The organism is Niastella populi (assembly GCF_002078015.1).
Classification (GTDB): Bacteria; Bacteroidota; Bacteroidia; order Chitinophagales; family Chitinophagaceae; genus Niastella; species Niastella populi.
In genome coordinates this window covers 1-13,007 of the sequence record NZ_LWBP01000206.1, presented here as the reverse complement: position 1 = coordinate 13,007, position 13,007 = coordinate 1, and the positions used below count along the sequence as shown (strand labels likewise).

At 46.0% G+C, this 13,007-nt stretch carries 8 protein-coding genes and 1 other RNA gene; 4 read left to right on the top strand and 5 right to left on the bottom strand.

Translation table 11 applies throughout. The features are described 5' to 3' along the window. Positions 1-74: 74 nt before the first annotated feature. From A4R26_RS24745 to rplU, 4 genes are all read right to left on the bottom strand, one after another. Positions 75-1,751: a DNA polymerase/3'-5' exonuclease PolX gene (locus tag A4R26_RS24745; RefSeq protein WP_081169215.1), complete on the bottom strand. Its 1,677-nt coding sequence runs from the start codon at positions 1,749-1,751 to the stop codon at positions 75-77. A 40-nt stretch (positions 1,752-1,791) separates the two neighbouring features. Continuing rightward, a complete protein-coding gene (locus tag A4R26_RS24740) occupies positions 1,792-5,226 on the bottom strand; it encodes a pyruvate carboxylase (RefSeq protein ID WP_081169214.1) in 3,435 nt (1,144 codons plus the stop codon). 979 nt (positions 5,227-6,205) lie between these two features. Beyond that, positions 6,206-6,463 carry a 50S ribosomal protein L27 gene (gene rpmA / locus A4R26_RS24730; protein WP_081169212.1) on the bottom strand — a complete coding sequence of 86 codons (258 nt, stop codon included), beginning with the start codon at positions 6,461-6,463 and terminating at the stop codon, positions 6,206-6,208. A gap of 148 nt (positions 6,464-6,611) precedes the next feature. Next, positions 6,612-6,914: a 50S ribosomal protein L21 gene (rplU, locus tag A4R26_RS24725; RefSeq protein ID WP_081169211.1), complete on the bottom strand. Its 303-nt coding sequence runs from the start codon at positions 6,912-6,914 to the stop codon at positions 6,612-6,614. A gap of 416 nt (positions 6,915-7,330) precedes the next feature. Between rplU and A4R26_RS24720 the strand changes: the two genes are divergently transcribed. The 4 genes from A4R26_RS24720 to ssrA all read left to right on the top strand — a co-directional run bounded on the left by A4R26_RS24720 (position 7,331) and on the right by ssrA (position 12,392). After that, complete coding sequence (locus tag A4R26_RS24720) at positions 7,331-8,824, top strand: GH3 auxin-responsive promoter family protein (RefSeq protein WP_081169210.1); 1,494 nt, start codon at positions 7,331-7,333, stop codon at positions 8,822-8,824. Between the two features lie 56 nt (positions 8,825-8,880). Beyond that, positions 8,881-10,050: a 1-deoxy-D-xylulose-5-phosphate reductoisomerase gene (locus A4R26_RS24715; protein WP_081169209.1), complete on the top strand. Its 1,170-nt coding sequence runs from the start codon at positions 8,881-8,883 to the stop codon at positions 10,048-10,050. A 245-nt stretch (positions 10,051-10,295) separates the two neighbouring features. After that, positions 10,296-11,657 (top strand): RIP metalloprotease RseP, encoded by a 1,362-nt coding sequence (gene rseP / locus A4R26_RS24710; RefSeq protein WP_081169208.1) that lies wholly within the window; start codon positions 10,296-10,298, stop codon positions 11,655-11,657. A 362-nt stretch (positions 11,658-12,019) separates the two neighbouring features. Beyond that, positions 12,020-12,392, top strand: a transfer-messenger RNA (tmRNA) gene (gene ssrA, locus A4R26_RS24705). 131 nt (positions 12,393-12,523) lie between these two features. Here ssrA and A4R26_RS24700 read toward each other — a convergent pair. Beyond that, the gene (locus tag A4R26_RS24700; RefSeq protein WP_081169207.1) at positions 12,524-12,772 is read right to left on the bottom strand and encodes a hypothetical protein; all 249 of its coding nucleotides are present in this window, start codon (positions 12,770-12,772) and stop codon (positions 12,524-12,526) included. Between the last annotated feature and the right edge of the window lie 235 nt (positions 12,773-13,007).

The window sequence follows — 13,007 nt, the reverse complement described above, 5'->3', positions numbered from 1 at the left end:
GGATCTTCGAAACAAAACTGCGGACTCAAGGCGCGGAGCAACAACAAACCATAAACCACAAACCACAAACAGCTTTATATTCCTCTTGCTTTTCTTCTATTCACCAAATAGGCTTCAAATTCGGCGAGAGAATAACTACTGAGATTCTGTTGTTTCGTTAGTCCGCCTTTTTGCGCCGCCAGTACGCCATAACGGCAATCATACCCTTCAATGGAGTGGGCATCGGGGTCGATGGAGATCAGCACGCCTTTTTCAATGGCATAATCGATCCACCGCCAGTCGATATCCAAACGGCGGGGGTGGGCATTCAGCTCTATCACCACATGGTTTTCCAGGCAGGCATCTATAACGCTTACATGATCAACCGGGTAACCGGGACGGCTAAGCAATAACCTGCCGGTCATATGGCCCAAAATTGTTGTGTATGGGTTACGAATGGCGTTCAGTAAACGCATCATCGCTTTTTCTTCGGTCATTTTCAGGTTTGAATGCACCGAGGCGATCACCAGATCGAACGTTGCGAGCACATTGTTTGAGTAATCGAGTGCGCCATCGCCTAAAATGTCACATTCAATACTTTTGAATATTTTGAATGGCTTCAGCTTTTCATTCAGCTCATCGATGTACCGGTGTTGTTCGCGAATGCGTTCTTCGGTTAAGCCGTTGGCATAAGCGGCGCTTTTGCTGTGATCGCTGATCACCAGGTATTCATAACCCTTATCAATACAGGCTTTTGCCATTTCTTCCACGGTATGCACCCCATCGCTCCACTGGCTGTGGCTGTGAATGATGCCCTTTATATCTTCGGGTTTTATCAGGTCGGCCGGATTGTTTTTTATGTTCGTAAGCGCTTTTGCTTTCTCCCGCAGGGGCGCCGCTATCACCGGTAGTTGCAGGGCGGTAAAAATAGCTTCTTCCGACTCGCAGGTTATTGTGCTGTTCCAGCCCGGTAAAGCTGCGCAGGCGGTAATAAATTCTTCGCTGCCGCTGGTTTGAAAAAGCACAGAATAAAATGATTCAGGGGTGGCCCGGTAGAATTTCAGCAATACATTTTCGGGACCTAACACCGAGAAGATATCTTCCAGCGTTTCTTTGGTGGTGTAATTGTTGGCGCCGAGGAAAGCGAGCAGTTCGGTATCGGTAGCCGTGGTCACCCATTCTAGCCGGTCGATGATCTCGGCCTGGCGCCTGAATTGCCCGGTTATGGCGAACAGTTTATCGGTGAATTGTTTTTTCAGCGTGGCGTCAATTACGACAGCATAGGCTTCCGTTTCGGCATACAGGTGGCTGCCCTGGTTCTTCATATAAAATTCAATGGCCTCCTGTACGTTCTGTTGCGTTTTTTGTCCGAACCCTTTGTACAGTAACAAACGGTTTTCGTTACAGGCATATAAAAGTTCACCAACCGATTCAACACCCATTTCTTTCCAGATGGTGGCGATTTTTTTGGGGCCAAGGCCTTTTATGTTCATCATCTCCAGTACGCCGGGTGGGGTTTTAGCCACTATTTCTTCAAGGGCGCCCAGTTTGCCGGTGCGCAGTATTTCAATCACTTTTTTGGCCACTGAATCACCGATGCCTTTAACGGTTACCAGTTTATCTTCCGGTATTTCTGCCAGTGACTGTGTTACTTTTTCAATAGCAAAGGCGGCGCTGGAATAGGTTCTCGAGCGGAACGAATTTTCGCCATGCATATCCATCAGTTTGGCCAGCAGGGAAAATTGGTCGGCGATGAAATAGTTGTCGATCATAGTATTTGGTTCTGGTTGAACTGGGGGCTAAATTAAGGAATTACAACTCCACCACCACATCATCCTGCGCTACGAACACACCCTCATTCAACACCACGTGCTGAACCACTCCTTCGGCGGGGGCAACAATGGTGCTTTCCATTTTCATGGCTTCAATTACAAACAGCGGGCTGTTCTTTTGCACTTTGTCGCCGGCCTTCACCAGTATTTTCGACAACTTGCCCTGCAGCGGGGCGCCGATCTCGTTGGCAGCGTTTACTTTTTTATGCGTTGGCTTTACCGAGGTGAAACTTTTGTCCTTTATAAAAATAGAGCGGGTTTGCCCGTTCAGTTTAAAAAATACCTGTTTATATCCATTCTCATCAACGTTGCTCATATGCAGGAATTTGATAAGAATACTTTTGCCCGGCGCCAGTTCTATCAGCGTTTCTTCATTTGGCTTCAGTCCGTAAAAGAAAACAGGCGACGGAACATAATACACTTCGCCGAATATGGTCTTGAACTGATGGTATTCGTCGAATACTTTGGGGTAGAAGAGCGACGACAACAGGTCGGGGCGGGAATATTGTTTGCCGTATTTCGCCTGGAATTGTTGCATGGCGGCGTCGAGGTTCAGCGGTTGCAAATGCGCGTTGGGCCGGTCGGTAAACGGTTTTTCATTTTTAAGAATGAGTTGCTGCAATGTTTCCGGAAAACCGCCGGGTGTTTGCCCCAGGTCGCCACGGAACAAACCGATCACCGAATCGGGAAAAGAAATGCTTTCTCCCTTTTCGAAGATATCCTGTTCGGTATATTCGTTGGCTGTCATGAACAGCGCCATATCGCCCACTACTTTCGATGAGGGCGTTACTTTTACGATATCGCCAAACAGTTTATTCACCACTACGTAATTCTTTTTGATGCTCGTGAACTGGTCTTCCAGTCCCAGCGAACGGGCCTGCGGCCGCAGGTTGGAGTATTGTCCGCCCGGAATTTCATGATCGAACACTTCTGCCGTGCCGGCTTTCAATTGCGATTCGAAGGGGTAATAGAATTCGCGCACATCTTCCCAATAGTTCGAGAGTTCATTCAACTTATGCAGGTTCACCGGCAATTCCCGCGGATGGCCCTTCATCATGGCTACAATGGAATTGAAATTGGGTTGCGAGGTGAGGCCCGACATAGAAGCGAGCGCCACGTCAATTACGTCAACCCCCGCCTCTATGGCTTTTAAATAGGTGGCTGACTGTATCGATGAGGTATCGTGCGTATGCAGGTGAATGGGAATGTCGATGGCTTTTTTCAGTTCACTCACCAGTATACCTGCCTGCATGGGCTTTAACAGTCCGGCCATATCTTTTATGGCAAGAATATGAGCGCCGGCGTCTTCAAGGCGTTTGGCAAGGTCAAGATAGTATTGCAGGTTGAATTTGTGATTGCGTTCGGGATCGAGGAAATCGCCGGTATAGCAAATACAGGCTTCGGCAATGCCGCCTGTTCGTTCCCTAACCGCATTAATGCTTACCTGCATGCCTTCGAGCCAGTTCAGTGAATCGAAAATGCGGAAGATATCGATGCCTTTCCCGTTGCGCCAGCTTTCTTCGATAAAGGTTTCAACGAGGTTATCGGGGTAAGCGGTATAACCCACGGCGTTAGAGCCGCGGATCAGCATCTGGAATAAGATATTGGGTATGCGTTCGCGCATCAGCTGCAGCCGCTGCCAGGGGCATTCATGCAAAAAACGAAGCGCTACATCGAAGGTGGCGCCGCCCCACATTTCAAGGGAGAAGATCTCCGGGTGATTTTTGGCAACGGTTTCCGCCACCTTCAGCATATCGGTAGTACGTACACGTGTGGCCAGCAGCGACTGGTGCGCATCGCGGAAAGTAGTATCGGTATATTGAATGCTGCGGGAAGTTTTCAGCCAGTCGATGAATTTATCGCGGCCCAATTCGGTGAGCCGGTCTTTTGAGCCTTTGGTAATATGTTGTTGTACATTATCGGGCACAACCGGTGTACGGAAGGTAATGTTTTGATTAACTGCCGGCACATCGGGATTCCCGTTCACAATGATCTCGGCAAGGTATTGCAGCGCCTTGGTGCCGCGGTCCATGCGGGGTGCTAAATGAAACAGCTCGCTGTGGTTATCGATAAAATCAACGGTAGCCTGCCCGCTTTGGAAAGTATCGTGCTGTAAAACGTTTTCAAGGAATGGGATGTTGGTCTTTACCCCGCGGATACGGAATTCTTTCAATGTGCGAACGAGGCGGTCGCAGGTTTCGGCAAGGTTGCGGCCGCTGGCGGTGATCTTAACCAATAGTGAATCGAAGAAAGGCGAGATGCTGACACCGGGGTAGGAGCTGCCTTCATCGAGCCTGATACCGGGACCGCCCGCATTGCGATAGGCGATGAGGGTACCGAAATCGGGTTTGAAATTATTGGAAGGGTCTTCCGTTGTTACGCGGCACTGGATGGCCACGCCGGAGATCTGCAACTGTTCCTGCGATTGTATATTGATTGGCGCATCGGTGAGCGCATGTCCCTGCGCAACCAGCAGCTGGCATTTAACGATATCGATACCGGTTATTTCTTCAGTGACCGTATGCTCAACCTGTATGCGCGGGTTCACTTCGATAAAGTAGATGTTGCCGGCCTTATCGACCAGGAATTCAACGGTGCCTGCATTGTTATAGCCCACCTGTTTACAAATGCGAATGGCATAGTTGTGCAGTTGCTGCCTTGTTTCTTGTTGTAAAGAAATGGCGGGCGCCACCTCTACTACTTTTTGAAAACGGCGTTGAACGGAGCAGTCGCGTTCGAACAGGTGAATGATATTGCCATGATGATCGCCGAGGATCTGCACTTCAATGTGTTTAGGCGATTCAATGAACTTCTCGAAGAATACGGTGTCGTTACCGAAGGCCGTTCTGGCTTCATTACGGGCTTCCAGAACCGTTTTCCCAAGTTCTTCTTCATTGCGTACCACCCGCATACCGCGGCCGCCGCCACCGGCTGCTGCTTTAATGATGATGGGGTAGCCGATACGGCGTGCCTCCTGTATGGCAGTTTCGGGCGACTGAATATCAGCCTGGCTGTCTTCGATCATGGGAACGCTGGCCTGCCTGGCCACTTTCTTGGCGGCGATCTTATCGCCCAGTTGTTCCATGATGCGGGCCGTGGGGCCAACAAATGCGATCTTCTCTTCGGCGCACCGTTGGGCAAAGCGGGCGTTCTCTGACAGGAAACCGTAACCGGGGTGAATGGCATCGGCATGCTCGCGTTTGGCAACGCCGATGATCTCTTCGATATCGAGATAAGGTTTGAGCGGATCATCGTTTTTACCGATCTGATATGCTTCATCGGCTTTATAGCGATGCAGCGAATAGCGGTCTTCAAACGTGTAAACGGCAATGGTCTTAATGTTCAATTCGGTAGCGGCACGAAGCACCCTGATGGCGATTTCGCCACGGTTGGCAACAAGAATTTTCTTAAACATGTCAAGCAGTTGTAGTTTTTGTTTTGTATATCGATAATGGAATCCAATGAATGCTCAGGGCATGGGGTGGGTCGCTCTTCATGAGCGGCGCACGCTAAAACAACGTAATATCATACATCCGTACAAAGGGTGCGAAGTATGATGACTACCGGTTCACATGTGACATTAAAAAAATGGTACCAGGGCTGCAGGAGGTAGTTGGTTTTAAACAGGCATATTAAAACAGGAAGAGAGATGCTTAATACAGTGTAAAAATAAGAAAAACGGAACAGGCGGATTGCCTTTCTTTACTTTAAGGTGGTTAAGCGCTGATCGTTCCGGGCCTTACCGCAAAGTTTTATTCATGATGCTGTGATGTTGATACTGTTGGCCAGTGCCCAGGCATGGAATGAAGAATTGATGCAGGCGTTGTAATTAATGGCAACGGGCGGTGGCGAATTTTTTTTGCGAAGCAGGATCATCGGGTAATTAATAAACGTTGGGGGCGATATGATAAACGTTTCCCGTTGGCTATTTTTCGTTCGCATGAAATGCAGGCTGGGAGCGGGTTTCAGGGTTGGGAGCGATGTAGTGACAGTGCCGGGAAGCTTTGGAATGCCGCTTTGAGGGTATTGCGTTCTGCGTGTTGCGTTCTGCCTTTAGTGTTCCGCGTTCCGCGTGAAGCTTTCAGCGTGAAGCGTTAAGCATCCGGCGTATTAGGGGCATTAAAAAAGTCCCGAAGTAATTCGGGACTTTGATATTTTTTGCTTTCCAAGAAGCCGAAGTTATTTCTTCTTTGCAGCTTTCTTTTTCTTTGGAGCAGCTTTCTTTGCGGCTTTCTTAGCAGCTTTTTTTGCAGCTTTTTTCTTAGTTGCCATGTTTTTGTGAATTTAACGGTTAGTAAAATAGAATTTAACAAGTGTAAAAATAAAAACTAATTTCAAACCGCCAAAACTTTTTTCACTTTTTGTGAAAAAAAATCACTATACACTTAACATGCTTATGCAACCGATGCTACGCTAACGATAGTTTTATCGTTTTTGGTCTTTCTGAATTCAACAACACCATCAGTCAAAGCGAAAATGGTGTAGTCTCTTCCGATACCAACATTTTTTCCGGGATGATACACAGTGCCACGTTGACGAACGATGATGTTACCTGCAATAGCAGACTGACCACCGTAGATCTTAACGCCAAGGCGTTTGCTTTGTGAGTCGCGACCGTTCTTTACACTGCCTTCCCCTTTTTTATGTGCCATGGTAGATTGTTTGAAAAATTTTGAATAATACTTATTTAAAACTCAAAAACCAGTTAACAACTGCTACATGTATTCCATAAAGCCGATCTCAAACCTGAATTAACTATTACGTTGAACCAAAGATCTGAGATCTGCGATCGGGAATAAATTAAGCGATTGCTGTTACTTTAATTTTTGTGTAGTGTGTGCGATGACCGTGCTTTTTGCGGAAACCTTTCCTTCTTTTCATTTTAAAAGCGATCACTTTATCGCCTTGTACCTGGTCGAGGATCTCAGCCTTTACAGCACCTTTTACAGCACTGCCTACTGACAGTTTACCTGAATCATCTAACAGGAGAATCTCAGAAAATTCCACATTGTCTCCGGCTTTACCGTCCACACGCGGTACAAATAAAGTTTGGTCCTTTTGAACCTTAAATTGTTGTCCGGCGATTTTAACTATTGCAAACATAGGTTTCCAAAATTAGGAGTGCAAAGGTAAGGGTTTGCACCAGATTGTGAAGGCATTAACGCTACTTTTTTTTCAATTTTCAGGGGAAAAGTACCCGATTTTCGGGCAAATTAGTAAGAAATATTGATTGTTAATCGTTTATGCCCCAAGCAAACACCGGTTTAGCATTTGAGGCTATATTATTATATATAATATCCGGCTGTCTTAATGATGCCTGTTACCGGTTATCCGGCATCCGGAAACCGGTAACCAGTAACTGGTACCCGGTTCTAATGGTTTTTTAACAACCGGGTTGGCGAACAATCAGGCAGTGAACGAGTTAATAATAGCTTTGCGTCAATTACCCTAAATCAGTCTTTGCGCATATCACTAATTGACGTAGGTTTGTTTTTCCTAACGATGGAATACGGGATTCAATGAAAATAAAATCGTTTCTGGCAAAACCATTTGCCCATTACGTATATAAAGGCATAAAAAAGGGCATGACCACTGCAGTAGCTGACCAGGAAAACATCCTGAAAGAGCTGCTTAAAACAGGTAAGGCTACTGAGTTTGGTAAAGATCACCGTTTACCGGAAATCAACGTGCATGAAGAATATGTACAGGCCGTACCCATTCGCGATTACGAACAGTTCAAGCCCTATATAGAAAAGATAAAGGAAGGCAAACATAATGTGCTTTGGAAAGGCCTGCCCATTTACCTGGCAAAAACCTCCGGCACTACGAGCGGTGTAAAGTATATTCCCATCAGCAAAGAAAGTATCGACAATCATATCAACACGGCACGCAATGCCCTGTTATGTTATATTGCCGAATCGGGAAATACCAACTTCACCGATGGTAAAATGATCTTTTTATCGGGTTCGCCCGAACTGGAACGCATTGGCGGAATTCCTACCGGCCGTTTAAGCGGTATCGTGAACCATCATGTGCCCAGTTACCTGCGCAAAAATCAACTGCCGTCATACGAAACCAATTGCATCGATGACTGGGAAACCAAGCTCGATAAAATTGTTGCGGAAACCATTAACCAGGATATGACCCTCATAAGTGGTATTCCACCATGGGCGCAAATGTATTTCGACCGGTTGAACGAGAAAACAGGAAAAAAGATCAAAGAGATCTTCCCTAATTTTTCGGTACTGGTGCATGGCGGCGTAAACTTTGAACCCTACAGGAACAAATTGTTCGAAAGCATCGGTGGAAAAGTAGCTGCTATTGAAACATTCCCTGCATCGGAAGGTTTTATGGCGTTCCAGGATTCACAGGATGCAGAAGGTTTATTGCTTAATACGAACAGCGGCATATTCTTTGAGTTTGTTCCTGCCGGTGAAATATTCAATGCCAACCCAACGCGTTTATCGCTGAAAGATGTGAAAGTGGGCGAGAATTATGCCCTTATCGTCAACAGCAATGCCGGTTTATGGGGTTATAATATCGGCGATACGGTTAAATTTGTTTCAACCAACCCGTACAGGCTGGTGGTAACAGGCCGCATCAAACATTTTATTTCGGCATTCGGCGAGCACGTAATAGGAGAGGAAGTTGAACAAAGCCTCATCAGGGCTGCAGAAGAAGAAGGCGTTCATATTACAGAGTTCACCGTGGCGCCCATGATAACACAGGGTAAAGGCAAATCGTACCATGAGTGGTTCATTGAGTTTGAAAATAAACCCCACAACCTCGAACGGTTTGCAGAAAAGGTTGACGTTAATTTACGCAACAGGAACATTTATTATAACGACCTGATCACTGGCAATATATTGTTACCATTACATATTCGCCCGGTTAAGAAGCATGGGTTCATCGACTATATGAAATCCATTGGTAAATTAGGCGGTCAGAATAAAGTGCCGCGGTTAAGCAATGACCGCAATATTGCATCGGCACTCGAAAAATATGTAGAGTAGTTTTAACGTTAAGGCGTCTGATTTAGCTTACTAAAACTAATTATTGAAACCGGAACATGTCGAACAGTTTTCCACAGAGACGTATAGCAATATTTGGCTCAACAGGCTCAATTGGCTGTCAGGCGTTGGAAGTAATAGCCGCCAATACCGATAAATTCACTGCTGAAATACTTACTGCATTCAGTAACGAGGAGTTATTGATAAAACAGGCATTGCAGTTCAACCCGAATATTGTCGTAATAGGTGACGACAGGAAGTATCCCATTGTAAAAGACGCTTTATCACATACCGATGTAAAAGTATTTGCGGGCGAAAAAGCGCTGGAAGATGTGGCGGGTATGGATTGTTACGACATGATGCTGGCTGCCATCGTTGGTTTTGCCGGCTTACGCCCTACGCTATGCGCGCTCGAAAGCGGTAAGGCCATTGCGCTGGCCAATAAGGAAACGCTGGTAGTGGCCGGTGATATCGTAATGCAGAAGGCCATCGAAAAAAGAGTGCCTGTCATTCCCGTAGATTCGGAACATTCAGCCATATTCCAGTGCCTTGTTGGCGAAACCCGCAACAAGATCGAGAAAGTGATCTTAACCGCGAGCGGCGGTCCGTTCCTTGGCAAGAAACCCAATTACCTGGTGAATGTAAAGCGCGATCACGCGCTGCAGCATCCCAACTGGCAAATGGGCGCCAAGATCACCATCGATTCAGCCACGCTGATGAACAAAGGGCTCGAGATGATCGAAGCCCGCTGGTTATTCGACCTGGGCCCCGATCAGGTACAGGTACTTGTTCATCCGCAAAGTATTATACATAGCCTCGTTCAGTTTGAAGATGGCAGTATAAAAGCCCAGATGGGTTTGCCCGATATGAAACTGCCGATTCAGTATGCCCTGGCTTTTCCGCACCGCATACCCAATCAGTTTCCCCGGTATAATTTCAAAAGTCCCAGCCAGCTTACATTCGAGGAGCCCGATACCAAAACATTCCGTAACCTGGTGCTGGCCACGGAAGCCCTGTTCAGGGGAGGAAACCAGCCCTGCGTATTGAATGCCGCCAATGAAATTGCCGTATTCGCATTTTTACGCAATCGTATTGGTTTTTTAGATATGACCGATCTCATTGAACGAACACTACAACATGTGCCGGTCATAGAGAAACCCACGCTGGAAGAATATTTTGAAAGCGATGGGGAGGCCCGTAATTTTGCTGCCTCACTGTTAAAATTGTAGGTAACGCAGAACGCGGAAAGCAGAACGCGGAAGCAAAACCTGAATGCTGCACCTGCAGGTGGTTGCAAATGCTTTTATGGCTGGAAATGGAGGAACTGACGTTCTGCGTTAAGCCTTAAGCGTTCAGCCTTCAGCCTATTTCGGTTAATAATTATGGAATTTTTGTGAACGGTTAACCGAATTGCGGGATTATTCGATATTTTGAGCGTATTTTAAAATAAACACACCGCGTATTTAGCGTTAATATGATCACATTGTTAGCAATAGATTGGGCTGTAGTAGGTATAAAAGCCGGACAATTAATATTATGCTTATCTATACTTGTTGTACTACATGAGATGGGCCATTTTCTGCCCGCCAAATGGTTTAAATGCAGGGTTGAAAAGTTCTATCTGTTTTTTGATCCCTGGTTTTCTCTGGTGAAGAAGAAGATCGGCGATACCGTTTACGGTATCGGCTGGCTGCCATTGGGCGGTTATGTGAAGATCTCGGGTATGATCGACGAAAGTATGGATAAGGAGCAAATGAAAATGCCTCCCCAGCCCTGGGAGTTCCGCAGCAAGAAACCCTGGCAACGGTTGATCATCATGATCGGCGGTGTTACGGTTAACCTTATACTAGGCTTCTTTTTATTCGCCATGATCCTGTGGCATTGGGGTGAAGAATACCTGCCTGCAAAAAATGCCACCTATGGTGTTTATGTAGACAGCCTCGGAAAAAGCATCGGTTTGCAGGATGGCGATAAGATCGTAGCCGTAAATGGTAATGAGATCGAAAATTTCAGCCGGCTGAGCACCGATATTATCCTGAACGAAGCAAAGACCATTCAGGTTATAAGGGCCGGACAAAATATCGATGTAAATGTACCGGAAGGCACCATCAGTCAGCTCATCAAACGCAAGGGCGATCCGCTGGCATATCCCAAATTCCCCGCTGTGGTTGACAGCGTAATGAAGGATGCAAAATTCACTTCCGGCGCACTGCAAAAAGACGATCAGATCATTGGCCTGAACGGACAGCCTATAGGTTCCTTCTTCGAACTGAGCGATAAAAAGAAAAGCTTGAAGAACCAGGAAGTAACTTTGACCGTACTGCGTAACAACACAGATACAGCCAATATAAAGGTGAAACTGGGCGCCGATGCCAGCATTGGGTTCTTCTTCCGCCAGCCGCAGAAATTCCTCAACTTCGCTGTAAAGAAATATACCTTCTTTGAATCATTGCCCGCAGGTGTGGCCAAAGGCTGGAGCATGCTGGTGATGAACGTACAGAATTTCAAACTGCTGTTCACCAGTAAGGAAGTAAAAGCCAGCGAATCGCTGGGCAGCTTTTTAACTATCGGTAACATGTTTGGCGCCGAGTGGGATTGGGAGCGCTTCTGGTCAATGACCGCGCTGTTGAGCATTGTACTTGCGTTCATGAACATTCTGCCCATACCGGCCCTCGATGGCGGGCACGTTTTGTTCACGCTGTATGAGATCATTACCGGCCGCAAGCCAGGCGATAAGTTCATGGAGTATGCGCAAATGGCGGGTATGATATTGTTGCTGGGTGTAATGGCATATGCGCTGGGGCTTGACTTCTGGCGATATTTATTTAAGCACTAAGGGGAACGCAGAACGCTGAAGGCTCAAAGCTGAAAGCCAAAATCAAAAGGTAAAAGCTAAAAATATCTTTTCTAATAAACCCCGTTGTGGTACAGCCGCGACGGGGTTGTTTTTTTGTCCTGCCCCATATTACGTTACCCGACCACATCAATTTTGTCAGCAGCGGCTGACGATATGTTATTGTAAATGAAAAATTTAAGGGTAAACGGTGTAATGTTGGCAGAAGCGGGGAAATTGCATTAGTTTTGCATGTTGTGGTTCGTCGTTGAGGTTTAGCCGAACGTTCGGAAGGCCGCAAGCAGTAGGGTCGCCCGAATGAGGAAAAAACAACAAACAATAAACTACAAACCACAAACTATTTTGGGGGTGTATGGTTTTGACAGCGTAGATCTTTGAAGGTGTAAGCATGTCGTGCGTTGGATAATTAGCACGTTAATCTGAATATTCAAAACACAAATGGCAATACTCAATTTGCCATGGCTGCCTAATCAGTGATTAAGTAGTCATTAGGGCCGCCGGGCAGGTCGTTCTGTTACCACGCCCCGCCGCCGACTTAAAAACAAACACAGAATGCTGCGACCGTAGGCTGTGCCGGTTGCATAAGACTATCCAGCTAAGGAAATAATTGGTTCGTCCGTCTCCTGCTATTTCCCGACAAACAATGCCGGAATAAACATGTAGAAAGCTTTTGGAGAATATGTTTGGACACCGGTTCGAATCCGGTCACCTCCACGTAAGCGAATGGTCAGATCTGATCATTCGCTTTTTTTGTTTTAGCAAGCTCCTGATTATCTTTAATTTATCTCACCGATTTGGATGTAAAATCGGGGTTCGAGTTTTTTTAGAGAACGATTTTTTTCTGGCTATTAATACATAGGACCCAATAGGAAGGCTGATTCCAGGGGTTCGATTTCCTTTATAGGTTCAGGTTTGCAAGAATTATCTTTATGCTGGGTTTTAAATGTTTGTGCAATGCGATACAGGAAATCTAATATTATTTGAGCGTTTTCCTTGTTTACCTGAATGCCATTGCGGTTTAATATCCTTACCGCCAGCTCTGCTGAAACTTTCCTCGGTGAAAAATCTTTCGCATTTTCATATAGAAGCTGTTTCATGTTGTTTTTATTTTATTGTAAATAACTAATAGTTAGAACCGAAAAATGTAAATCAAATTTATTTTCGGAATTCAACAATCAGCGCTAGCGTTTCATTGATCTTTAAGGAATTAATTTTTCCGGAAGCACGGTTTATAGATAGTGGCGTGAATAAATTAATGATGTCTCGTTTCCCTTTTATATCCTGATCTTTATAGGATCGAAAAATGGTAAACTCTGTATCGGGCCACAAATT